The sequence below is a fragment of the Streptomyces sp. M41 genome, from assembly GCF_043673425.1.
Taxonomy (GTDB): Bacteria; Actinomycetota; Actinomycetes; order Streptomycetales; family Streptomycetaceae; genus Streptomyces.
Window position 1 is genome coordinate 241,655 of sequence record NZ_JBIMKE010000008.1, and the last position, 22,994, is coordinate 264,648.

Below are 22,994 nucleotides of genomic sequence, written 5' to 3' on the forward strand. Positions count from 1 at the left end.
CCAAAGCATGGTTGCGATAGCAGCGATGAACTTGAACGATGAATGCGTGGACCTTCAGCAGATGCGGTACGTCGTCGCCGTCGCCGAGACCCGCAACTTCACGCGGGCCGCCGAGCGCTGCGCCGTGGTGCAGTCCTCCCTGAGCCACCGGATCGCCGGTCTGGAACGGGAGTTGGGGGTGAAGCTCTTCGCCCGGACCAGTCGGCGCGTGGAACTGACCAGCGCCGGGGAGGCGTTCCTGGCCGGCGCGCGGGAGTGCCTGGCCGCCGCCGACCGCGCGGCCGCGGACGCCGCCGCGGCGGCCGGGATCGTACGGGGACGGCTCGCCGTCGGTGTCATCGTGACGGCCGCCGCGGTCGACGTACCGGAGCTGGTGCAGCGCTATCGCGGCCTGCACCCCGAGGTCCGGGTCGTGCTGCGCTCCGGGCGCAGCGACGACCTGGTGACGGCGATCCGGGACGGGGAGCTGGACATCGCCTTCCTCGGACTGCCCGAGGACCAGCGGCCCACCGAGGTGGAGACGCTGATCCTCGACCACGACGAGCATGTGCTGGTGGTGCCGGCCGGGCACCGGCTCGCGGGCGTCGAGCGGGTCGGGCTGCGGGACATCGCCGACGAGACGTTCGTGGACTTCATGCAGGGCACGCCCGCCCGCGCCCAGTCCGATCAGGCGTTCACCGCCGCCGGGCTGGTGCGGGACGTCGCGTACGAGGTCGGGGTCGTCGAGTTGATCACCCGGCTGACCGAGCGGGGGCTCGGGGTCGCGCTGCTGCCGTCGGCCTTCGTCCGGCCGCTGGCCGACCGGAACCCCGGGCTGGCGCTGGTCCCGGTGGTGGACGGGCCGCGCCGGATCGAGGTGCTCGCGTGGAGCCGGTTCAATCCGAGTCCGGCCACGCGGGCGATACTCGACGTGCTCGGGGTTCCGGGCGTGCGCTCCGTCAACGGCCCTGGAGCGCCTTGACGTTGTCGCCGAAGGTCCAGTTCTTCGAGCCGTCCCAGTTGATCGACCAGGTCATCAGGCCCTTGAGGGCGCTGCCGTAGTGCCGCCATGCCTGGGCGACGAGGGACGGTGACATGTGGCCGCCGCCCGCGCCGGGCTGCGCGGGCAGGCCCGGCACCTGCTTGTCGTACGGCACCTTGATCGTCGTGCCCTGCACCACCAGGCCCTTGGCGAGGCAGTCGGTCTGCTTGACGAAGCCCTCGACGGTGCCGGCCGAGTAGGAGTCGCCGGAGCAGCCGTACATGCTGCCGTTGTAGTACTGCATGTTCAGCCACCACAGGCGGCCGTTGTCGGCGTACTTCTTGATGATCGGCAGGTAGGCGCCCCAGATCGAGCCATAGACGACGCTGCCGCCGGTGACGTAGGCCGTCTCGGGGGCCATCGTCAGGCCGAAGTTCGACGGCATGCGGGCCAGGATCCCGTCGATGATGCGGATCAGGTTGGCCTGGGACGTGGACAGTTGGCTGATGCTGCCGCTGCCGATCAGGCCGGTCTCGATGTCGATGTCGATGCCGTCGAAGTTGTACTTCTTCAGGATCGGCACGATGGTCGCGACGAAGCGGTCCGCCACGGCGGTGGTGTTGAGGTCGATGCCGGCCGTCGCCCCGCCGATGGAGAGCAGGATCGTGCGGCCCGCCGCCTTCGCCGCGCACATCTCGGCCGGTGTCGCGACCTTCACGCCCGTGTCCATGCCGTCCTCCCACAGCGCCGTGCCGTCGGAGCGGATGACCGGGAAGGCCGCGTTGATCACGTTGTAGCCGTGCGCGCCGATCCGGGAGTCGGTGATCGGGGTCCAGCCGAAGGGCGGATGGACGCCGTTGGCGGCGCCGTCCCAGTTCTCCCAGTACCCCTGGAGGACTTTGCCGGCGGGCTTGGACTTCACGGCGCAGGTCTCCGCTGCGGTGGCGGTGGGCGCGGCTGGGAGCTGGGTCAGACAGACGGTCGCCACTGCTGCGGTGAGCAGGCTGAGGGCGCGGCGGATCATGCGGGGCCTCCCGGTGGGGGTGCGGTGAGGTGTCGTAGGCATGACAGAGCTGTTCGGGATGACTGTGCTCGCGGTCCAGACCTTTCGTCAATAGGTCTGGACCAATCGTTTGCAGGGAGGGGTGGATGGTGTCAATGGCGGTGGGTGGCAAATGACAGCTAACAGATATTGAAATCTGTCAGCTGTCATGCCAAGCTGGATCCATGACCACACAGACACGCACCCTCGGAACCACCGGCCCCCAGGTCTCCGCCCTCGGCCTCGGCTGCATGGGCATGTCCGCGCTGTACGGCGACGCGGACCGCGCCGAGTCGATCGCGACGATCCACGCCGCCCTGGAAGCCGGCGTCACCCTGCTCGACACCGGCGACTTCTACGGCATGGGGCACAACGAGACGCTGATCGGCGAGGCCCTGCGCGCCGCACCCGCCGAGCGCCGTGAACAGGCGCTGGTCAGCGTGAAGTTCGGGGCGCTCAGGGACCCGGACGGCGGCTGGAGCGGCTACGACGGACGGCCCGCCGCCGTGCGGAACTTCGCCGCGTACTCCCTCCAGCGCCTCGGCGTCGACCACATCGACGTCTACCGGATCGCCCGGCTCGACCCGGACGTGCCGATCGAGGAGACCGTCGGCGCCATCGCCGAACTCGTCGAGAAGGGGTACGTCCGTCACATCGGCCTGAGCGAGGTCGGCGCCGACACCATCCGCCGCGCCGCCGCCACCGCCCCGATCTGCGACCTCCAGATCGAGTACTCGCTGATCTCCCGGGGCATCGAGGAGGGGATCCTGCCCACCACCCGCGAGCTGGGCATCGGCATCACCGCCTACGGCGTCCTGTCCCGCGGGCTGATCTCCGGCCACTTCAGCCGGGACCGGCAGCTCGCCGCCGACGACTTCCGCTCCGTCTCGCCCCGCTTCCAGGGCGAGAACCTCCGGCACAACCTGAACCTGGTCGAGGCCGTGCGCGCCATCGCCGAGCAGAAGGGCGTGACCGTCGCGCAGACCGCCATCGCCTGGGTGCTCTCCCGCGGCGAGGACATCGTGCCGCTCGTCGGCGCCCGGACCCGGCAGCGGCTGACCGAGTCGCTGGGCGCGCTGGGCGTCACGCTGGACGCGGCCGACCTGGCGGCGATCGAGGCGGCGGTCCCGGCCGGCGCGGCGGCGGGCGACCGGTATCCGGCCGCGCAGATGGCCCACCTGGGCAGCAAGTAGTGAGCGCGGCGCCGCCGCCCGGGCCGGGTACGGTCTAGGGCATGTCACCGACGCCCCAGACCCTGACCGCCGAGCGCATCCTCGAAGCCACCGAAGAGGTGCTGCGTCGGCACGGCCCGGCCAAGGCCACCGTGGTCGACGTGGCCCGGGCGCTCGGCGTCAGCCATGGCAGCGTCTACCGGCACTTCCGTACCAAGGCGGCGCTGCGGGAAGCGGTGACGAAGAGGTGGCTGGACCGCACGACCGAGGTTCTCGCAGCCATCGTCGCGCGACCCGGCCTGGACCCGGAGGCCCGGGTGCGCGAGTGGCTAGCGGCGCTCTTCGCCGCCAAGCGGCGCAAGGCGTTCGACGACCCGGAGCTCTTCGCCACGTACTCGGTGCTGACCACCGAGACCGCCGAGACGGTCGTCGGCGAACACATCGCCGAACTCACCGGCCAGCTCACCGACATCGTGAGCGCGGGCGCCGACGCGGGCGCCTTCGCCGCCGAGGACCCGGCCACCACGGCAGGCGCGCTCTTCCGCGCGACCGACCGCTTCCACGACCCGCACTACGCACGCGAGTGGGAACAGCCGGGTGTGGAGGCGGAGTTCGATGCGCTCGTGGACCTGCTGATCCGGGGGCTTCGGGCACAGGGCTGAGCGGCAAAACGCCCGCGACGGCCTGGACGCCCGTGACATCCGCGAGCCTGTCACGCCGTCAGGGCCTCGGGTTCCCCTGTCGGGGCCTCTACGTCCCGCCGAGCCCTCTACGTCCCGCCGGCCCTCCACTCGCCACCGAGCCCTCCATGCCCCGCCGGCACCTCCACGCCCCGCCGGGCCCGTGACTGGGACGAAGCCTGCGCCCGCCGCCCCCGTGCGCTGTGGGGACCGGGATGCCTCGTCGGCTCCCGGCCCTCGGGGCGGTGGCGGCGGACGTGGGTCAGCGGTCCGACTTCGTCTCCGCCGGATCCACCGTCGCCTGGTGGGCCTGGGCCAGATGTTCCTGGGCCTTCAGCCACGGCAGGAACTGCGCGCTCTTGCGCCAGCCGCAGGTGTCACATCTGATCGCGCGCTGCGCGCCCTTGCGTTCCACTCTGACGACATGCTCCCGTCCGTGCTGGTCCCAGCGGCTCACCTTGCTCGTGTTGATCTCCAGCATGACGCCTCCAGCGTCCGAGGACATCGCCTGCGCGCGGCACCCGAACGGCCCCGCGCAGCAAGGAGTGTGCATGAAGACCAACATCAACAGGGACACCTCCCCCTTGAGTTGACCAACCTGTGGCCACACCCTCACATGTGGGTCAGCCGATGGTGCGCGGCAGGCGCAGGCTGAGCAGCCCCGTCAGAGGAAGAGCGTGCCGAGTGTCGCCACCCCCAGCGCCAGGGAGGCATGCTGGGTCGTGATCATCACCCCGGCCCGCACACCGGCGAGGTCAGCCCGAAGGCCCCCATACCGCTCGTCGATCGTGCGCCTGGAGGAGAGCCGGCGCCTGATGGCCGGATGCTCCTCAAGCGCCTGCGTACGGAGTCGGCGGAGTTCCGCGAGACCTGGGACCGCCACGAGGTGGTGGCCCACCGCAGCAAGCGCAAGGGGTTCCGCGACTGCCATGCGGGACGGCTCGTGGTCGATCACACCGACCGCCGAGGTCGGACTGAGGAAGCTGCACGAACTGGCGCTGGCCAAGGCGGCCCGGCGCGAGGTGGCTACGCGCTGACCCGGGACGCGTCGCGCAGCTCGGCCGACTCCAGCCGGTCGGCCGTGCGCCGGGCTGTCCCACGCGCCCACGCCCCGCTGGTCGCCAGCCCCACGACCAGCACCACGAGCCCGCACCCGGCCACGATCCACCACGCCGGACGAGCCGCGTCGACGAACGCCGAACGATACGACGCCGCCCCAACCCCGGAGGCCAGCACCGCCCCCACGACCGCGACCCCCAGGGTCTGCCCCAGCTGACGACTCGTGGAGGCGACGGCCGCCGCGACGCCGGCCTGGGCCCGGGGCATCCCGGACACCGCCGTGTTCGTGATCGGCGCGTTGACGAAGCCGAAGCCCAGCCCGAACAGCACATACCCCAGCACCAGCGTGAAGTTCGCGGTCTCCGCCTCGAACGCGGCGAACAGCACCCCGCACGCCGTCATCGACACCCCCGCGACCAGCAGCGGCAGCCGCGGCCCACGACTGCCGACCACACGCCCCGCGACCGGTGCGCAGACGAAGCACAGCGCCGCCATCGGCAGCATCCACAGCCCCGCGTCCAGGGCGTTCAGGCCGCGCACGTTCTGGAGATACAGCGTCGACAGGAACAGGAACCCGCCGAGCGCCGCGAAGGCGCTGATCGCGATCACCGTGGCACCGCTGAACGGTGCCGAACGGAAGAACCGCAGATCGATCAAGGGCTCGGCGCGCCGCGGCTCGTACGCCAGCAGGGCGATCAGCGCGGCCACGGCGATGCCGCCGAACAGGAGGATCTCGCCGGCCGGGGCGGTCGGCGCATCGATGATCGCGTACGTCAGCGAGCCGAACAGCGCGATGACGAGCAGCTGTCCGACCGGGTCGGGGCGGCGCGGCTTCGCGGCGCGGGACTCGGGGACGAAGCGCAGGGTCAGCAGCAGCGCCGCGAGCCCCACCGGCAGGTTGACCCAGAAGATCGACCGCCAGCCGACCGACTCCACCAGCAGGCCCCCGACCAGCGGCCCGGCCGCCATGGAGATGCCGACCACCCCACCCCACACACCGATCGCCCGGGCCCGTTCACGCGGGTCCGTGAAGGTGTTGGTGATGATCGACATGGCGACCGGGTTGAGCATCGAACCGCCCACCGCCTGCACCATCCGGAAGGCGATCAACGCGTCCAGGTTCGGCGCGAGGGAGCACAGCGCCGAGCCGATCGTGAAGACGACCAGGCCCGCCATGAAGACGCGTTTGCGCCCGATGCGGTCCGCCGTGGAGCCGGCCAGCATCAGCAGGGAGGCCAGGACGAGGGTGTAGGCGTCGATCGTCCACTGGAGGCCCGATGTGCCGGCGCCCAGGTCGCGCTGGAGGGCCGGCAGGGCCACATTGAGCACGGTGTTGTCGAGGCTCACGATCAGCAGACTCATGCAGCAGATCGCGAGGACCAGCAGGCGCCGGCGAGGGGTGAGCTCGGGCATGGGGCCCAGGGTACGCCCGTTTCGATAGTGCGTCTAACTAACGACTGGCGCATCCTTCGCCGTACGCGACAATGGGGGAATGCCCACGACCACCTCGCCCCTGAAGATCGGCCCGCACACCGTCCAGCCGCCCGTCGTCCTGGCCCCCATGGCCGGGATCACCAACGCGCCCTTCCGCACCCTGTGCAGGGAGTTCAGCGGGGGCAAGGGGCTGTTCGTCAGCGAGATGATCACCACCCGGGCGCTGGTCGAGCGCAACGAGAAGACCATGCAGCTGGTCCACTTCGACGCGACCGAGAAGCCGCGCTCGATCCAGCTGTACGGCGTCGACCCGGCCACCGTCGGCAAGGCCGTCCGCATGATCGCGGAGGAGGACCTGGCCGATCACATCGACCTGAACTTCGGCTGTCCGGTGCCCAAGGTGACCCGGAAGGGCGGGGGCTCCGCGCTGCCGTTCAAGCGGAACCTGCTGCGCGCGATCCTGCGGGAGGCGGTCAGCGGGGCCGGCGACCTGCCGGTCACGATGAAGATGCGCAAGGGCATCGACGACGATCACATCACCTACCTCGACGCCGGCCGGATCGCCGTCGAGGAGGGCGTGACCGCCATCGCCCTGCACGGCCGCACCGCAGCCCAGCACTACGGCGGCACCGCGGACTGGGACGCCATCGCGCGGCTCAAGGAGCATGTGCCGGAGATTCCCGTGCTCGGCAACGGCGACATCTGGTCGGCCGAGGACGCGGTGCGGATGGTGCGGGAGACCGGGTGCGACGGTGTCGTGGTCGGACGCGGATGCCTGGGGCGGCCGTGGCTCTTCGCCGACCTGGTCGCCGCCTTCGAGGGCCGCCCCGAGCACATCGCCCGCCCCTCGCTGCGCGAGGTCGCCGACGTCATGGTCCGGCACGCCACGCTGCTCGGGGAGTGGATCGGGGACGAGGCGCGCGGGGTCATCGACTTCCGTAAGCACGTCGCCTGGTACCTGAAGGGCTTCGCGGTCGGCTCCGAGATGCGCAAGCGGCTCGCGATCACGTCCTCCCTGGAGGAACTGCGGGGCGGGCTGGACGAACTGGACCTCGACCAGCCGTGGCCCACCGGCGCCGACGGACCCCGGGGCCGTACGTCCGGCAACAACCGGGTGGTGCTGCCGGACGGCTGGCTGAAGGACCCGTACGACTGCGCGGGCGTCAGCGAGGACGCGGAGCTGGACACCTCCGGGGGCTGATCAGCCCGTCGACGGGTGCGGTGTCGAGCCGTACGCCGTCAGGAAGCGGTCCCGGAACGAGCTCATCTTCCACACCGGGGCCTCGGCGTCGGGCCGGAGGCCGTCGGTCCACTTCCAGTCGGCGATCCTGTCCAGCACCCCCGGGTCCTTGGCGACGATCGAGACGGGCACATCACGGCCGGCGCTGCTGCCGCTGACCCGGGAGATGGGCTGGTGGTCGCCGAGGAAGACCAGGACGGTGTCCTCGGTGCCATAGCGTTCCAGCCACTGGGTGAGGCTGGTGACGGAGTACGAGATCGACTTGCCGTACTCCTGCTTGGAGCGGGTCGAGTCGGAGATGATGTCCGACGGCGTGGTCCCGGCCTTCTGGATCGACGCGAAGAGCGAGCCGTCGCCCAGGTCGTCCCAGTCGACCATCGTCGGGATCGGGGCCCACGGCTGGTGAGACGACGTCAGGATGATCTCCGCCATCAGGGGCTTGTCACGCTTCTTGCCGTGGACCTGGCGCTGGAAGGCTTCGAGCGCGTACTGGTCGGGCATGGTCGACCAGCTGAACTTCGGCCCCTCATAGCCGAGTTGGAAGGCGTTGTAGACCTTGTCGAGGCCGTAGTACGCCTGTTCCGGCCAGCCCTTCTGCACGCCGGGCATGACGCCGACGGTGTCCCAGTCGCCGGTCTTCCGGAACGCCTTGGTGAGGCTGAGGTGGTCACTGGCCATGACGGTGCGGTAGCGCTGCTGGTTGTCGATCCACAGGCCCGAGAGCGTGGTGGAGTGGCCGAGCCAGCTGCTGCCGCCGAACGTCGCCGACGTCAGCCAGCCGCTTCTCGCCCGGAACCCGGCCTTCGCGAGGGCCTCGTCGCTCGTGTCGAGGGTCCTGGTGACGCCGGGCGCGATCTGCGGATCCTCCAGCGCGCTGCGGCCGTAGCTCTCGATGAAGGTGAACAGGACGTCCTTGCCGCGCAGATCCGGGACCAGCTGGTCGGGAGGCGTGTTGCCGAACGTGTCGGCCCTGGCGTCCTTCGCGAAAGCGGCCTCGTCGCGGAGGGTGTCCAGCGCACGGTGGGCGTGGACCTTGAGGACACCGGCGGTGTGGTCCGCGGCGAACGGTACGCCGGCGACCTGGACGCCGAACGCCGTGCAGGTGATCCATACGGTGCCGGCCACCAGGGCGCCCTTCGACGCGTTCGCCCCGTGGCGGGCGAGGAGGTCGGCGACATGGACGGTGGCCAGGGCGACCGCGGCCGTCAGCAGGACGACGAGGAGGACCACGCCGACGGTGAGGAGCGTGGTGGTCGTGCCGCCGAGGGAGTCCTTCAGATACGACTGCGCGTCGTCGAGGAGTTCCCAGTCCAGGACGATGTTGAAGTGGCGGCCCAGGAATTCGTTGAAGCCGATGTCGAGGACGTTCAGGGCGGTCAGGGCGCCGAGGGCGGTACCGGCGGTGGCCGCGAGGATCCGGCGGGGGCGGCGGGGGAGGGCCAGGAATACGGCCGCCGCGATGACTGCCTCCGCGGGGAGACGGGCGAATTCGCGGGGTCTGAGGTTGCCGAGGGTGTTCGGCATCTGCAGGCAGACGTGGATGAGGACGGCGGCGAGGGCGGTGAGGGCCCAGCGGAGGTAGGGGCGCGCGGGGCGGCCGGCCTCGGCTTCGCCATCGGCCGGGTCGTGGGGGCGCGTCGGCGGGCCGGTCTCGGCTTCGCCTTCGGCCGGGTCGTTCTTCCCACCCGTTCCACCCGTGCGGCTCTCATCGCCGGGTGCGGGTGGTCCCTGCGGCGCGTCCCCGCCGTCGGCGTCCGCGGGTTCGTGGTCGGGGGGTGGGCAGAGCGGGGCATCGGTGGGGGGCGGTTCGGGTGAGGTGTTGTTCTGGTCCGGTGGTTGGTGGTGGCGTGTGGAGGCGGGCACCCGAAGGTCCTTCCGTGCGAGGCCCCTGGTGGAGTGGGGGCGGGCCCTCGCTGGGGAGGCTGGGGGCCCGCCGTCCTTCCGTACGGTGGGTCCTCGGGCGGTGTTCAGCCCCGGTGCCCCAGCGCTCGGCAAACGCTGGGCAAACGCCCGGACAACAGGGCGCCGGGGGGCTCCGTGCGCTGCGGTCTACGCTCCGCCCACCGCCGTCAGGAGCGCCAGCGGAGCCGCCGCCGAGCGGGATTCGCGCACGCAGGCATGGGGGTACGGCACCGGTTCCGCATGGGTGTCGCGGCCGTAGCCCGCCAGGACCTCCGGCAGCCGGTGACCGGTCGCCGTCGCCGCGTCGACCAGGCCGTGCGCGACCGTGCGGGCCTCGTCGTGCAGGCCGTAGCGGGCCAGGCCCAGGGCGATCAGCGCGTTGTCGTGCGGCCAGACCGAGCCCCGGTGGTAGGAGAGGGGGTGGTAGGCCGGTTGGCCGGAGGCGAGGGTGCGTACGCCCCAGCCGGAGAAGAAGTCCGGTTCGAGCAGGCGGCGGCCCACCAGTTCGCCGTACTCCTTGTCCAGCAGCCCGGACCAGAGCAGATGCCCCGCGTCCGACGCCAGCGCGTCCACCTGGTTGCCCGCGCCGTCCAGCGCAAGGGCGGGGAAGCAGTGCGCAGGCATCCAGAAGTCCCGCTGGAAACGGTCACGGAGGTCGCCCGCCGCCTGCTCCAGGAGGGCCGCGTAGGTCTCGTCCTGCCATACGGTGCGCGCCAGCCACGCCGTGCGGCGCAGGGCGTCGTACGCGTAGCCCTGGGCGCCCGCGGCCATCACCGGCCCGCCGGGACGGGTGCCGTCGGCCGAGCAGATGGCGCCGGGGGAGTCCTTCCAGTTCTGGTTGGCCAGGCCGCCCTGGTCGGCGCGGTAGACCAGGTAGCCGCGGGAGGTGAGACCGCCGTGGTCCAGCATCCAGCCGATCGCCGCGCGGGCGTGCGGCTCCAGGCGGCGGGCCGGCGCCGGGTCGCCGGTCTGCTCCACGTACGCACCCAGCAGCACCAGGAAGAGCGGCGTGGCATCGACCGAGCCGTAATAACGGCCGTACGGCACCTGCCCGAAGTGCGCCAGCTCGCCGTGCCGTACCTCGTGCACGATCTTGCCGGGCCGGCAGACGGCGTCCGTGCCGGCCGGGGCCGTCCGCGTCGCCTGGGTCGCGGCGAGGGCCGGGAGCGTGGCGGCGGCCAGCCGGGGACGATACGGCAGGGCGAACAGGGACGTCAGCAGGGCGTCGCGGCCCAGCAGGGTCAGGAACCAGGGGGCACCGCCGGCCGGGACGCGCAGGTCCTCGCCGTCGGGACCCGTCGCGCGGACCTGGAGCGAGGCCAGGTCGGCGAGACCGCGGGCGCATGCCGCCGCCAGCTCCGGCCAGCCGGTCGGGAAGGCTACGCCCTCCACGAACTCGCCTTCGACGGCGAGGAGTCGTTCGTTGAGGGCGGCGGGGGAGCGCGGGACCCGCAAGGGGCGTTCGTCGCCGTGCGGGCGGGCCATCACCCGGAGGATGAGTTCGGCCGTGCCGTGCGGTTCCAGGTGGAGGGTCCACACGAGACGGCGGGCGCCGGTGCCCGTCTCCTCGACGCCGTCGGGCACGGGGTCGGCGGTCACGGTCGTCAGCGAGCGCCATTCGCCGCGCCGGTAGCCGAACTCCACGCCGTGGTCCAGGACCCGGCGGGAGCGGACGGCACCGGACTTGGCGTAGGTGCGATGGTCGGAGCGCAGCTCGAACTGGTCGGTGAAGTCGGCGTCGGCGGTGATCGCCAGGCGCACCGTCGTCGGTACGGGGCGGTTGCTCGTCACCCGCAGCGACTCGATGAACGCGTTGTCCCCGACGGCCTGTTCACGAAAGAGCGTGTACGCGGGCGGTTCGTTGCGACCGCCGCGCGGGACGAGGGCGCAGCGGGCGGTGTCCCCGTCGGCGACGGGGGAGAGCGTCTCGGGCACCGCCCCGTCCACGGTGAGCTGCCAGCGGCTCAGGTGCCGGGCGTCGCGTACGAACAGCCCGTCCGGGGAGCCGGAGCCCCGTACGCCGCTGATGTCCCCGCCGTCGCCCACGGCGGCGAACGTGCCTCCGAACACGAGCAGATGATGCCGGTCCGTCATCCCCGGTTACCTCCCTTGGACTCCTTGTACTTCTTGAACTCCTTGAATTCCTTGAATTCCTCGAACGCGTCGAACTTCTCGGGTTCCTCGGTCCTTTCGAGCTCCTCGAACTCTTCGAACTCTTCGGCCCCGCGATCCCCGACTGCGCCGTCCGGGGCGCCGTACCCGTCCCGCGCCGGCTCCTCGTGCAGCAGGTCGAGCGTGAGGGCGGCGGTCCAGCTGAAGCCGGTGGTGCCGCAGGGCGCGCCGGTGTACGGGTCGACGTACTCGGCGAAGTCCGAGGCGTCGGCGAGCTCCAGCACCGCGCGGCGCAGGGCGTCGGCCCGCTGCCGCTCGCCGTGGGTGCGCAGCCCGCGCTCCAGCAGCCAGCCGGTGTTGAACCAGGCCGGGCCCCGCCAGTAGCGATGCGGGTCGAAGGCTTCGCCGAGGAGGTCGTACGACGGCACGAGGCGGGTCGTGTCACCGAGGCCGAAGTGCGGTCCGTGTGCCGTGCCGACCAGGGTGGCGGTGATGTCACGGGGGAGCGTCGGCAGCAGGAGCGGGACGAGACCCGAGACGCCGCGCTCGGGGATCAGCTCCCCGGCCGGTCCGGCGCCCCGCAGGTCACGGCAGAGGAACATGCCCGCCGCCGGGTTCCACAACCGCTCGATCAGCGCCGCCGTCAGCCGCTCGGCGCGCGTGTGCCGGGCCGTGCCCGTCGCGCCCAGCTCCCGGGCGATCCGGGCCAGCGCGTGCTCGGACGCGATGAGCAGGGCGTTGAACGCCGGGTCCTCGACGGCGAAGTCACCGGCGCCGTCGGCATAGCCGCCGTCGCGGTAGTCCGCCGCGAGCCGCACATAGCGGCCGTAGTCCAGATCCGTCGGCCGGTCCTCGGGAGCCCCGTGGTCGAGGTCGGCGCGGCGGAAGGAGCGGGCCGGGGCGGGCGTGATCCTGCTCAGGGGGGCGTCCCAGCAGGGGCTGTTGTCCATTCCCTGCTCCCACGGGTGCACGACGGACACGATGCCGCCGCCGCCCAGGTCCCGACGGTGCAGCAGATAGCGGTGCCAGGCGGCCAGATGGGGATGGACCCGGGCGAGGAAGCCACGCGCCCGGGAGAGCACCGGATCGGCTAGGTGCACCAGCCAGGCCGCCAGCGCGTGCACCGGTGGCTGCACGATGCCGGAGGTCTGTACGGTGCGCGGGGCGCCCGTGGCCCGCCCGGCGGCCGGGGAGCGCCAGAAGTCGGGGCTCGGGAAGTAGGCGTCGAGCGGCACGGAGGGGTTGAAGACGATGTGCGGGATCCGCCCGTCACCCCACTGGGCGTCGAACAGCGTCTCCAGCTCCGTCTGCGCCCGTAACGGCGAGATGTGCCGCAGGCCGATCGCGATGAACGCCGAGTCCCACGACCACTGGTGGGGATACAGCCCGCGCGAGGGCACCGTCGAGGCGCCGGTCCAGTTGGCCTCCAGCACCCGGGCGGCCCTCAGGTGCAGCGGACCCGCGGCGCGCGGCGGATCGTATGCGATGTCACGCTCCGCGGCGGGAACGGTGAGTTGGGCACTGCGTTCCACTCGGGGCTCCCCGAAAAGACGTCCGGCCGACCGGTTCGGTCATGGCTACCGTAGGGTTACGTCTATTTAACACGCAAAACCCAATATGTAATGCAGGGTTGAGGAACACAAGGGGGCGTGCATGGGCGCACGAGGACCGGCGAGCGCCGGGGAACTGCTCGCACTGGTACGGAACGGACGGGCCGTCACCCGCGGCGCCCTCCAGCAGGCGACCGGGCTGTCCCGTGCCACCGTCGGCCAGCGCCTCGACCGCCTCTTCCGCGCCGGGTGGCTGCGCGAGGGCGCCGTAGGGCCCGTGGGCTCCCCGCTGGGCGGCCGGCCCTCCATCACCCTGGAGTTCGACGACGCCCATGCCGTCGTCCTGTCCGCCGACCTGGAGACCCGGCACGCGCGCGCCGCCGTGCTGTCGCTGAGCGGCGAGATCCTCGCCGAGCACACCGGCACGCTGATCGTCGAGGAGGGGCCGGACCGGGTGCTGGGGGAGCTGGGCCACTGGTTCGCCGAGCTGCTGGAGAAGGCGGGGCGTCGCGGGCGGGAGGTCTGCGGCATCGGGCTCGCCGTCCCGGGGCCGGTCGACACCGGCACCGGCCGGGTGGTGCAGCCGCCGATCATGCCGGGCTGGGACGGCTACGACATAAGGGCCCGCCTGGCCCGTGCCTTCGCCGAGGCCGTCGGCGACCCGCCGGTCCCGGTCCTGGTCGACAACGACGCCAACCTCATGGCGTACGGCGAACAGCGCACCGGCTTCCCCGGCTGCTCGGCGTTCGTCCTCGTCAAGGTCTCGACCGGCATCGGCGCCGGGGTCGTCGTCGACGGCTCGATCTACCGGGGCATCGACGGCGGCGCCGGCGACATCGGCCACATCCGGGTGCCGGCCGGCACCGACGCGCAGTGCCGGTGCGGTTCGTACGGCTGCCTCGCCGCCGTCGCCAGCGGTGGTGCCGTGGCCCGGCGGCTGGCCGGGAGCGGGGTGCCGGCGGCCTCGGGAGCGGATGTGCGGGACCTGCTCGCGGCCGGGCACCCGGGGGCGGCGGCGCTGGCCCGGGAGGCGGGCCGGCAGGTCGGGGACGTGCTGGCGACCGTGGTGACGCTGCTCAACCCCGGGGTGCTGATGATCGCCGGGGATCTGGCCGGAACGCCCTTCCTCACCGGCGTACGGGAGCTGCTGTATCAGCGGGCCCTGCCGCGCTCCACGGCTCATCTGGACGTCGTGACCTCGCGGCTGGGGGAGCGGGCCGGGCTGGTGGGGGCCGGCGCGCTGGTCGTGGAGCACCTGTACGCGCCGGAGCGGGTGGAGGACCGGCTGGTCGCGCTGGGGGTGTGAGGGGCGGGGCGCGCGACAGGCCCAACCGCAGAAGCAGAGGGTCGCGAGTCGGCGGGTCTGTGACGGGCGGGTTTCCGTACCGAGGCATGTCCAGGGCACGTCCGCATGGTGAAATCCGGTTGGCTGTGGGAGCGTGATTCTCGCCACCCTTGATAAGGGTTGCGCTCAGATGAGCGGATCTTGGGCGACTGCACTTCTCCAAGGGGTGGCACTCGGTGCCACCCTCTGATCGTTCATCGATCGAAATCAGACGTGCGGGATGCCTGCTCATCTGAGCGTAAAACCGCACTTCTGGAAGGTCTTGCGTTCAAGAAGTGAAAACATCCGCCCGTCTTCGCTTGCCAAGCCTTGACTTTCGATCCACTGGCGGACGGGTGGTTACAGGCGTATGACGCACGCGTAGACGTACCCAGGCGCCTTCGATCTGGGTATGTTCCTCGCCGTCAGGGCAGCCACCGCGTCCTCGAGGGAGTCGAGACCGTGTCGGAAAACAAAGAACCCCACGTAGCGAAGTTCGTTTACGACTTCACCGAGGGAAACAAGGACCTCAAGGACCTCCTGGGTGGCAAGGGCGCGAACCTCGCCGAGATGACCAACCTGGGGCTTCCCGTTCCTCCCGGCTTCACCATCACGACGGAAGCCTGCAAGGTCTACCTCGAGAGCGGCGAGGAGCCGGCGGCACTGCGTGACGAGGTGAGTGCGCACCTCGACGCCCTCGAAGCCCGCATGGGCAAGAAGCTCGGCCAGGCCGACAACCCGCTGCTGGTCTCGGTCCGTTCGGGCGCGAAGTTCTCGATGCCCGGAATGATGGACACGGTCCTCAACATCGGACTCTCCGACAAGTCCGTGAAGGGCCTCGCCGAGCAGGCCGGCGACGAGCGGTTCGCGTGGGACTCCTACCGGCGCCTCATCCAGATGTTCGGCAAGACCGTCCTCGACGTCGACGGCGACCTCTTCGAGGAGGCCCTCGACAAGGCCAAGGAGGCCAAGAAGGTCACGGTCGACACCGACCTGGAGGCCGCCGACCTCAAGAAGCTGGTCACCGCCTTCAAGAAGATCGTCAAGAAGGAGGCCGGCCGGGACTTCCCGCAGGACCCGCGCGAGCAGATGGACCTCGCCATCGAGGCGGTCTTCAACTCCTGGAACACCGACCGCGCCAAGCTGTACCGCCGCCAGGAGCGCATCCCCGGCGACCTCGGCACGGCCGTCAACGTCTGCTCGATGGTCTTCGGCAACCTGGGCCCGGACTCCGGCACCGGCGTCGCCTTCACCCGTGACCCCGCCTCCGGCCACCAGGGCGTCTACGGCGACTACCTCCAGAACGCCCAGGGCGAGGACGTGGTGGCGGGCATCCGCAACACCGTCCCCCTCGCGGAGCTGGAGACGATCGACAAGAAGTCGTACGACCAGCTGATGCAGATCATGGAGACGCTGGAGAACCACTACAAGGACCTCTGCGACATCGAGTTCACGATCGAGCGTGGTCAGCTGTGGATGCTCCAGACCCGCGTCGGCAAGCGCACGGCGGGCGCCGCCTTCCGCATCGCCACGCAGCTCGTCGACCAGGGCCTGATCGACGAGGCCGAGGCGCTCCAGCGCGTCAACGGCGCCCAGCTCGCCCAGCTGATGTTCCCGAAGTTCGACGACCAGGCCAAGGTCGAGCAGGTCGGCCGGGGCATCGCGGCGTCGCCGGGCGCGGCGGTCGGCAAGGCGGTCTTCGACTCGTACACCGCCGTGAAGTGGTCGCGTTCCGGTGAGAAGGTCATCCTGGTCCGCCGGGAGACCAACCCCGACGACCTCGACGGCATGATCGCGGCCGAGGGCATCCTGACCTCCCGCGGCGGCAAGACCTCCCACGCGGCCGTCGTCGCGCGCGGCATGGGCAAGACCTGTGTCTGCGGTGCCGAGGAGCTGGAGGTCGACACCAAGCGCCGCCGGATGACGGTGCCCGGCGGGCACGTCGTCGAGGAGGGCGACGTCATCTCGATCGACGGCTCGTCCGGCAAGGTCTACCTGGGCGAGGTCCCGGTCGTCCCGTCCCCGGTCGTGGAGTACTTCGAGGGCCGCATGCACGCGGGCGCCCAGGACGCGGACGAGCTGGTGGAGGCCGTCCACCGCATCATGGCCTTCGCGGACCGCAAGCGCCGGCTGCGCGTACGGGCCAACGCGGACAACGCCGAGGACGCCATGCGCGCCCGCCGCTTCGGTGCGCAGGGCATCGGCCTGTGCCGCACCGAGCACATGTTCCTCGGCGACCGCCGTGAGCTGGTCGAGCGCCTGATCCTGGCCGACACCGAGGACGAGCGCCAGGAGTCCCTGAAGGCGCTGCTGCCGCTGCAGAAGAAGGACTTCGTCGAGCTGTTCTCGGCGATGGACGGTCTGCCGGTGACGATCCGTCTCCTCGACCCGCCGCTGCACGAGTTCCTGCCCGACATCACCGAGCTGTCGGTCCGTGTCGCCCTCGCGGAGTCCCGCCAGGAGTCCCACGAGAACGACCTGCGGCTGCTCCAGGCCGTGCACCGGCTGCACGAGCAGAACCCGATGCTGGGTCTGCGCGGTGTCCGTCTCGGCCTGGTCATCCCCGGCCTGTTCACCATGCAGGTGCGGGCGATCGCGGAGGCCGCGGCCGAGCGCAGGAACGCCAAGGGCGACCCGCGCGCCGAGATCATGATCCCGCTCGTCGGCACCGTCCAGGAGCTGGAGATCGTCCGCGAGGAGGCCGACCAGGTCATCGCGGAGGTCGAGGCGGCGACCGGTGTGCAGCTGAAGCTGTCGATCGGCACGATGATCGAGCTCCCGCGCGCCGCCCTCACGGCCGCTCAGATCGCCGAGGCCGCGGAGTTCTTCTCCTTCGGCACGAACGACCTCACCCAGACGGTCTGGGGCTTCAGCCGGGACGACGTGGAGGCCTCGTTCTTCACGGCGTACCTGGAGAAGGGCATCTTCGGCGTCAGCCCGTTCGAGACCATCGACAAGGACGGCGTGGGCTCCCTCGTCGCCGCCGCGGCGAAGGCCGGCCGGGAGACCCGCCCCGACCTGAAGCTCGGCGTCTGCGGCGAGCACGGCGGTGACCCGGAGTCGGTGCACTTCTTCCACGAGGTCGGCCTCGACTACGTCTCCTGCTCGCCGTTCCGCATCCCGGTGGCCCGCCTGGAGGCCGGCCGCGCCGCCACCCAGTCGGAGGGCAGCGACCACCGCTGACCTCCCCCGACTCCGGAGCCGTCGTCCGTCCCCGACCCTCAGTACCGATGGGCGGCGGCTCCGGTGCACGAAAGAGGGCGGCACCCTGTGCGGGGGTGCCGCCCTCTGTCGCGTCCGGTGCGGTCGGGCCGCTCCGCCGAGGCCGGTCGGTCCCGGTGATGAGTTTTCGTTGTTTCGCCCGTCACACCTACGACAGGACAGGACGCGGCGGAAGGATGGCGTGATGAGTGCGGAGACGCGGCTGGCGGAGCTGGGCGTGAGCGGGCTGGGTGAGGTCGACGAGCCGGTGTTCTCGGGGCTGGCGGAGCGGCACCGGCGGGAGCTGCATGTGCACTGCTACCGGATGCTCGGGTCGTTCGAGGACGCCGAGGACACCGTGCAGGAGACGTTCCTGCGGGCCTGGCGGCGGCGGGAGACCTTCGAGGGGCGGTCGACGTTCCGGGCCTGGCTGTACCGGATCGCCACCAACGCCTGCCTGGACCTGCTCGCCAAGAAGCGCCCGGAGCCCGCGACCGGCGGTGAGGTGCTGTGGCTCCAGCCCTACCCGGACCGGCTGCTCGACGAGCTGCCCGCGGGCGACGCGGACGAGCCGGAGGCCGTCGCCGTCGCCCGGGAGACGATCGAGCTGGCCTACGTGGTGGCGGTGCAGCACCTCGCGCCGCGCCCGCGGGCCGTGCTGATCCTGCGGGACGTGCTGGGCTGGCCGGCGAAGGACGTCGCCCAGTGCCTCGGGGACTCCGTCAACTCGGTGAACAGCGCGTTGCAGCGGGCCCGCGCCGGTATGCGGGAGCATCTGCCCGTCGAGCGGCAGGACTGGACCGGCGGCGAACAGGACGCCGGGACGCGCGAGCTGGTGCGCCGCTACACCGACGCCAGCGTGGCCACGGACGTGCCGGCGCTCGCGTCGATGCTGCGGGACGACGTCCGCAGCTCGATGCCTCCCACGCCGGGCCTGTACGTCGGCCGCGACACGGTCGTGAAGTACTGGATCGAGAGCGGCTTCGAGGGCATGACGGGCCTGCGTGCCATCCCCACCGCCGTGAACCGGCAGCCCGCCGTCGCCTTCTACATCCAGGGGAAGCGAGGGGGCGCGTATGCGCCGCTGACGATCGACGTCCTGCGCGTCACCGGCGGGGCGATCACCGAGATCGTCACGTTCCACGACGACCAGTTCCCGCGGCTCGGACTGCCGGAGCGACTGCCGGCGGACGGCACGCAATAGCCGTACGCCGGCAGTCCAGGGGAGTCTCCCGGCGTGCGCGGCCCGGATGCGCGTGTTACGACTTGGCAAACGCGTGCAAACGGGAGCATGGGAGATTCGGCATGGCTGCTGCGGCTTTCGCCAAGCTGTTGTTTCTGGAGGCGAAGAGGGTTCAGGACCCGGACGGGGCCGACGAGATCCTCGTCGGCAGAGGCGACGGCGGTACTTTCGAGAAGGTCCGCATGCGCGACGGTGACGTGTTCGAGTTCGACGAGCGGTTCGTGCCGTTCTCCGGTCAGCCGTCGATCGACGTCGTCCTGCACGAACTGAACGAGGCGTCGGGCAAGGTCAAGTTCATCGGAGGGGCGAAGATCATCCCCTCCGAAGTCGGCCTCGGCGAGCGGACGCAGGCGATCGGCGCGCTGTCCCAGTCCCTGTACGAGCTGACGTACAAGGTGCTGTGACGACCCGCCCGCTGCGGTGCCGCTACGTGCGGAACGGCCCCGTCACCTCGTAGGTGATGCCGCCCGACGAGCTCCCCGACGTCCCGCGCTGGCTGGAGAAGTACAGCCGGGAGCCGTTCGGTGAGAAGGCGGGGCCCGTGATCTCCGAGCCCGACTGGCCGTCGATCCGCAGGAACGAGGCGACCACGTCGTCCGGGGTGATCACGCAGATCTCCATGTTGCCGCCGTCCTCGGCGACGAGCAGGTCGCCGGAGGAGGCGCCGGTGATGTTGTCGACGCCGGTGAGCGGGGCCGTGCCGTTGACGAGGGAGTCGTCGTAGGCCAGTTCATAGGTGTTGGACGTGAGGTTGAGCTGCCAGACGCGGTTGTCGCCCTTGGTGGTGAACCAGACCGTGTCGTTGGCGTAGTGGCAGCCCTCGCCGCCGTTGAAGGACTTCGAGCCCGACACCTGGGAGCGGGTGGCCGTGGGCGAGCCGTCCGGGTCGGGGACGTTCGCCCAGGTGAAGGAACCGCTCGTGGCGCTGCCCGCGACCATCACCTGGAGCGTGCCGGAGGACAGATCGCCCCATGTCGTCGGAACGAAGCGGTAGAAGCGGCCGTTCGTCTCGTCCTCGGTCAGGTAGATGACCTTGCGCACCGGGTCGGCCGCCGCCGCCTCGTGCTTGAAACGGCCCATCGCGGCCCGCCTGACCGCAGGGTTCGTCCCCCACGGGTCGGTCTCGTAGACGTAGCCGAGCGACACCTCCTCGCAGGACAGCCAGGTGTTCCAAGGCGTCTTGCCGCCCGCGCAGTTCTGCCGGGTGGAGGAGAGGATGCGGTACGCGCCCGTGATCGCGCCCGTCGAGGAGAACTTCACCGCGCTCGCCCCGCCGCTCGGGTTGATCTCGGAGTTGGAGACGTAGATCCAGCCCGCCCCGTCCGCGTAACAGGCGCCGCCGTCGGGAGCGTTGTGCCAGGTGTACGACGTGCCCGTGACCGTCTGGCCGGAGCGGGCTATGACGCGGCTGGTGAAGCCGCTCGGGAGTCTGATGCCGTTGGCGTCGGGGGAGCCCAGCGGCCCGTAGGGGCCGGCGCCGGGCTGGGCGGGAGCCGCTTCGGCGGCGCCGCGCCACAGGGTTCCGCCGAACACGGCCGTCGAGCCGCCGAGGACGGCCGCACGCAGAAGGCTACGACGTTCCACTCTCACTCCAGGAGGTGCCGTACCGCCCCGCCGCCGGTCGACGGCGGGGTCGTGCGTGGGGGGTGTGGGTTGGTGGATGTGGTGGGGCGGCATGGAAACTAGGCGCGCTCGGTGGACGGACCGTGGCCACCGCATGGCCGCAGGACGGCGCGTCCGAGAGCTGACTGTGTGCGCTCGCGAGCACTGTCCGTGGGTGCGAACGAGCGGCACTGAGGGAGCGGCATCCCCTCCGTCCCGGCGACGCCGGCCGCCGTGCCCGGGCTCACGTCCGCAACGCCGGCAAGTGCCGCTTGCGCTGCCCCGGCCGCTCACCCCCCTGCCCATGGACCTCGCGCTGCGGCTCCGCCGACGGCAGGCGGATCACCGCGTCCAGGCCGCCCGCGGCGGCGGCGTGCAGGCTCGCCTCGCCGCCGCTCGCGTGGGTGAGCCGCTGGACCAGTGACAGGCCGAGCCCCGTGCCGCCCTTGGGGGCGCCGGGCGCACGCCAGAAACGGTCGAAGGCGCGGGCGCGCTGCTCCGACGTCATCCCGGGGCCCTCGTCGGTGATGTGCAGGTCCACCCAGGCCGGGCGGGCGTCCCGCAGAGCGCGCCGGGCCGGCACATGGAGCCGTAGCTCCATCGTCACGGTGCTGTCGGACGGCGAGGCCCGCAGGGCGTTGGACAGCAGATTGTCCACGATCTGCTCGACCGCGCCCGGCACGGCCAGCACCGGCCCCACACTCCCGGCGAACAGCACGAGCGAAACCCCCTGCTGCTCGAAGAGCGGCTGCCAGGTGCGGTGCCGTTCCGCGCAGATCGCCCCCACGTCGACCGGACCGGGCGTCGCCGCGCTCTCCTCCAGCCGCGCCATCGCCAGCAGCCCCTCCACCATCCGGGAGAGCCGGTCCGTCTCGGTCACGGCCGCGGCGAGACTGCCCCGGCCGCGGGTGGCGACACTCGGCTCCAGGTTCTCCAGCCGCAGCCGCAGTGCCGCGAGCGGCGTCTTGAGCTGATGGGACGCCTCGCCGGCGAACGCGTGCTGCGCGGCGAGGAGTTGCCCGAGCCGGGCCGCCGTACGGTTGAACGCGGCGGCCAGCCGGCGCACCTCGGGCGGACCCTTCGTCATGGTCACCGGCGTGGCCCGGCCGCCCTCGGCCAACTCGTGCGTGGCGCGCTCCAGTTCACGGATGGGCCGGCCCGCCCAGCAGGCGATGGCGAACCCGACCACGGCCACCGCCGTGAGCACCCCGAGCCCGCCGAGGCCCAGCAACAGCCAGACGTGATGGACGCGTTCGTGCACGGTCTGCGTCGGCAACGTCAGCCAGACCGCACCCTGCATCCGCGCATCGCGCTGGATCGGCGCGGCGACCGACAGATACTCGACACCGCCGATGGTCGACGTACGGACGTCCACCGTGGAGGTGCCGCGCAGGGCCGCCGCGATGCCGGGTCGGGACGCGAGGTCGGAGGACATCACGGCGGCCCGCGGATGCGAGGTGGCGAGCAGAGTGCCTACGGCGTCCACGATCACCACCTTGCCGCCGATCCGCTCGGCGCAGTGGACCACCCGGCGCGGCAGGTCCCGTGCGGCGCGGCCCGTGCTGAGGGACAGCGAGGCGTACGCAGAGACGGACTCCGCCTCTTCCGTCGCCGCGTTCACCACCCGCTCCCGCTCACTGCGCGAGTACATGAAGCCCAGCGGGATCTCCAGGCAGAGCAGCACGAGCGCGGCGAGGCTGAGATAGCTGAGCAGCAGCCGGCGGGTCACGGGGAGGGCACCCGCCGGCCGTCCGGCTCGGTCTGCACCGCCAGCCGGAAGCCGACCCCGCGCAGTGTCTGGATCCACGCCGGGTCGCCCAACTTCCGCCGCAGCGAGGCGACATGCACGTCCAGCGTCTTGGTCGGGCCCTCGTAGTGCGGGTCCCACACCCGGTCCAGGATCTGCTGCCGGGAGTAGACCGCGCCCGCGTCCTCGGCCAGCAGCGCCAGCAGCTCGAACTCCTTCGGGGTGAGCGTGACGGGCGACTCGCCGACCCAGACCCGGCGGGTACGGCGGTCCACGACCAGCGGGCCGGGGCCCTCGCCGGGTGGCGATGCGGGGGACGATCCGGGAGCCGACGAGACGTCCCCGTCCGGATTCGGCCGCGCGGACCTGTCCGACGGCGGCGGCGCGGCCTCGTCCGACGCGGACAGCGTGTACTCGTACGAAGCGGGTGGCGGTGCGACCGCCGGCTCCGCCACCGCTTGCGTTCGCCCGTGCCCCGCCACTGCTTGCCTGCGCCCGTGTTCCGCCGCTGCTTGCGTGCGCCCGGGTTCCGTCGCTGTCGGCGTACTCCCGTGTTCCGCCGTCGTCCGTGCGTGCCTGCCTTCCGACGCCCCCCGCGTGCGGTCACGTTCCGCCAGCGCCTCCGCGCGCAACCGCTCCACCACCGCCTCGGCGCGTTCGCGGTAGGCCACCGCCTCCGTCCGCAGCCGTTCCACCAGCGCCTCCGGCCGCGCACGGTCCGCCGT

Annotated in this window: 17 protein-coding genes and 1 pseudogene; 9 read left to right on the forward strand and 9 right to left on the reverse strand. The window is 71.4% G+C overall.

Features of this window, described 5'->3' with window-relative positions; all coding sequences use genetic code 11:
- Nucleotides 1-46 precede the first annotated feature (46 nt).
- A complete protein-coding gene (locus ACHBTE_RS14230; protein ID WP_394724179.1) occupies nt 47-961 on the forward strand; it encodes a LysR family transcriptional regulator in 915 nt (304 codons plus the stop codon).
- Here ACHBTE_RS14230 and ACHBTE_RS14235 read toward each other — a convergent pair.
- Entirely contained in the window at nt 939-1,985 is a 1,047-nt protein-coding gene (locus ACHBTE_RS14235) for a chitinase (protein WP_394724134.1), read from the reverse strand. The two genes, ACHBTE_RS14230 and ACHBTE_RS14235, sit on opposite strands and share 23 nt — an antisense overlap.
- A 203-nt stretch (nt 1,986-2,188) precedes the next feature.
- On the opposite strand from ACHBTE_RS14235, the gene ACHBTE_RS14240 reads away from it, so the two are divergent.
- Nucleotides 2,189-3,196: an aldo/keto reductase gene (locus tag ACHBTE_RS14240; RefSeq protein WP_394724136.1), complete on the forward strand. Its 1,008-nt coding sequence runs from the start codon at nt 2,189-2,191 to the stop codon at nt 3,194-3,196.
- Between the two features lie 41 nt (nt 3,197-3,237).
- Complete coding sequence (locus ACHBTE_RS14245) at nt 3,238-3,837, forward strand: TetR family transcriptional regulator (protein ID WP_394724138.1); 600 nt, start codon at nt 3,238-3,240, stop codon at nt 3,835-3,837.
- Nucleotides 3,838-4,117: 280 nt separating this feature from the next.
- On the opposite strand, the gene ACHBTE_RS14250 is transcribed toward ACHBTE_RS14245, so the two are convergent.
- The gene (locus ACHBTE_RS14250; protein ID WP_394724140.1) at nt 4,118-4,336 is read right to left on the reverse strand and encodes a hypothetical protein; all 219 of its coding nucleotides are present in this window, start codon (nt 4,334-4,336) and stop codon (nt 4,118-4,120) included.
- A 342-nt stretch (nt 4,337-4,678) separates the two neighbouring features.
- Here ACHBTE_RS14250 and ACHBTE_RS14255 point away from each other — a divergent pair.
- Nucleotides 4,679-4,753: pseudogene (locus ACHBTE_RS14255) on the forward strand (DNA-binding protein); the annotation flags it as partial.
- Nucleotides 4,754-4,881: 128 nt separating this feature from the next.
- On the opposite strand, the gene ACHBTE_RS14260 reads toward ACHBTE_RS14255, so the two are convergent.
- Nucleotides 4,882-6,327, reverse strand: a complete 1,446-nt coding sequence (locus ACHBTE_RS14260) for an MFS transporter (RefSeq protein ID WP_394724142.1) — start codon at nt 6,325-6,327, stop codon at nt 4,882-4,884.
- A 79-nt stretch (nt 6,328-6,406) separates the two neighbouring features.
- Between ACHBTE_RS14260 and dusB the strand changes: the two genes are divergently transcribed.
- Nucleotides 6,407-7,549 (forward strand): tRNA dihydrouridine synthase DusB, encoded by a 1,143-nt coding sequence (dusB, locus tag ACHBTE_RS14265; RefSeq protein WP_394724144.1) that lies wholly within the window; start codon nt 6,407-6,409, stop codon nt 7,547-7,549.
- Here dusB and ACHBTE_RS14270 read toward each other — a convergent pair whose 3' ends face one another.
- The 3 genes from ACHBTE_RS14270 to ACHBTE_RS14280 form a co-directional block, all read right to left on the reverse strand.
- On the reverse strand, nt 7,550-9,451 hold the full coding sequence (locus ACHBTE_RS14270) for a CDP-alcohol phosphatidyltransferase (protein ID WP_394724145.1): 1,902 nt from the start codon (nt 9,449-9,451) through the stop codon (nt 7,550-7,552).
- Nucleotides 9,452-9,637: 186 nt separating this feature from the next.
- On the reverse strand, nt 9,638-11,584 hold the full coding sequence (locus ACHBTE_RS14275; RefSeq protein WP_394724147.1) for a glycogen debranching N-terminal domain-containing protein: 1,947 nt from the start codon (nt 11,582-11,584) through the stop codon (nt 9,638-9,640).
- Complete coding sequence (locus ACHBTE_RS14280; protein ID WP_394724148.1) at nt 11,581-13,134, reverse strand: hypothetical protein; 1,554 nt, start codon at nt 13,132-13,134, stop codon at nt 11,581-11,583. Before ACHBTE_RS14280 ends, ACHBTE_RS14275 begins: the two co-directional genes overlap by 4 nt.
- 121 nt (nt 13,135-13,255) lie before the next feature.
- Between ACHBTE_RS14280 and ACHBTE_RS14285 the strand changes: the two genes are divergently transcribed.
- The 4 genes from ACHBTE_RS14285 (at nt 13,256) to ACHBTE_RS14300 (ending at nt 19,324) form a co-directional block, all read left to right on the forward strand.
- Nucleotides 13,256-14,458 (forward strand): ROK family protein, encoded by a 1,203-nt coding sequence (locus ACHBTE_RS14285; protein ID WP_394724150.1) that lies wholly within the window; start codon nt 13,256-13,258, stop codon nt 14,456-14,458.
- A 480-nt stretch (nt 14,459-14,938) separates the two neighbouring features.
- Nucleotides 14,939-17,659, forward strand: coding sequence for a pyruvate, phosphate dikinase (ppdK, locus tag ACHBTE_RS14290; RefSeq protein ID WP_394724151.1), 2,721 nt, complete (start codon nt 14,939-14,941; stop codon nt 17,657-17,659).
- 223 nt (nt 17,660-17,882) lie between these two features.
- Complete coding sequence (locus tag ACHBTE_RS14295) at nt 17,883-18,881, forward strand: RNA polymerase subunit sigma-70 (RefSeq protein WP_394724152.1); 999 nt, start codon at nt 17,883-17,885, stop codon at nt 18,879-18,881.
- 101 nt (nt 18,882-18,982) lie between these two features.
- A complete protein-coding gene (locus ACHBTE_RS14300) occupies nt 18,983-19,324 on the forward strand; it encodes a hypothetical protein (protein WP_394724153.1) in 342 nt (113 codons plus the stop codon).
- A gap of 22 nt (nt 19,325-19,346) precedes the next feature.
- Here ACHBTE_RS14300 and ACHBTE_RS14305 read toward each other — a convergent pair whose 3' ends face one another.
- The 3 genes from ACHBTE_RS14305 to ACHBTE_RS14315 form a co-directional block, all read right to left on the reverse strand.
- On the reverse strand, nt 19,347-20,504 hold the full coding sequence (locus ACHBTE_RS14305; protein WP_394724154.1) for an alkaline phosphatase PhoX: 1,158 nt from the start codon (nt 20,502-20,504) through the stop codon (nt 19,347-19,349).
- Between the two features lie 262 nt (nt 20,505-20,766).
- Complete coding sequence (locus ACHBTE_RS14310) at nt 20,767-22,251, reverse strand: ATP-binding protein (RefSeq protein ID WP_394724155.1); 1,485 nt, start codon at nt 22,249-22,251, stop codon at nt 20,767-20,769.
- On the reverse strand, nt 22,248-22,964 hold the full coding sequence (locus ACHBTE_RS14315) for a winged helix-turn-helix domain-containing protein (RefSeq protein WP_394724180.1): 717 nt from the start codon (nt 22,962-22,964) through the stop codon (nt 22,248-22,250). Before ACHBTE_RS14315 ends, ACHBTE_RS14310 begins: the two co-directional genes overlap by 4 nt.
- Nucleotides 22,965-22,994 lie beyond the last annotated feature (30 nt).

Bases quoted from the DNA above. Each gene is read 5' to 3' on its own strand.
- ACHBTE_RS14235 (WP_394724134.1), bottom strand. From the start codon at position 1,985: ATGATCCGCCGCGCCCTCAGCCTGCTCACCGCAGCAGTGGCGACCGTC.
- ACHBTE_RS14240 (WP_394724136.1), top strand. From the start codon at position 2,189: ATGACCACACAGACACGCACCCTCGGAACCACCGGCCCCCAGGTCTCC.
- ACHBTE_RS14245 (WP_394724138.1), top strand. From the start codon at position 3,238: ATGTCACCGACGCCCCAGACCCTGACCGCCGAGCGCATCCTCGAAGCC.
- ACHBTE_RS14250 (WP_394724140.1), bottom strand. From the start codon at position 4,336: ATGCTGGAGATCAACACGAGCAAGGTGAGCCGCTGGGACCAGCACGGA.
- ACHBTE_RS14260 (WP_394724142.1), bottom strand. From the start codon at position 6,327: ATGCCCGAGCTCACCCCTCGCCGGCGCCTGCTGGTCCTCGCGATCTGC.
- dusB (WP_394724144.1), top strand. From the start codon at position 6,407: ATGCCCACGACCACCTCGCCCCTGAAGATCGGCCCGCACACCGTCCAG.
- ACHBTE_RS14275 (WP_394724147.1), bottom strand. From the start codon at position 11,584: ATGACGGACCGGCATCATCTGCTCGTGTTCGGAGGCACGTTCGCCGCC.
- ACHBTE_RS14285 (WP_394724150.1), top strand. From the start codon at position 13,256: ATGGGCGCACGAGGACCGGCGAGCGCCGGGGAACTGCTCGCACTGGTA.
- ACHBTE_RS14295 (WP_394724152.1), top strand. From the start codon at position 17,883: ATGAGTGCGGAGACGCGGCTGGCGGAGCTGGGCGTGAGCGGGCTGGGT.
- ACHBTE_RS14300 (WP_394724153.1), top strand. From the start codon at position 18,983: ATGGCTGCTGCGGCTTTCGCCAAGCTGTTGTTTCTGGAGGCGAAGAGG.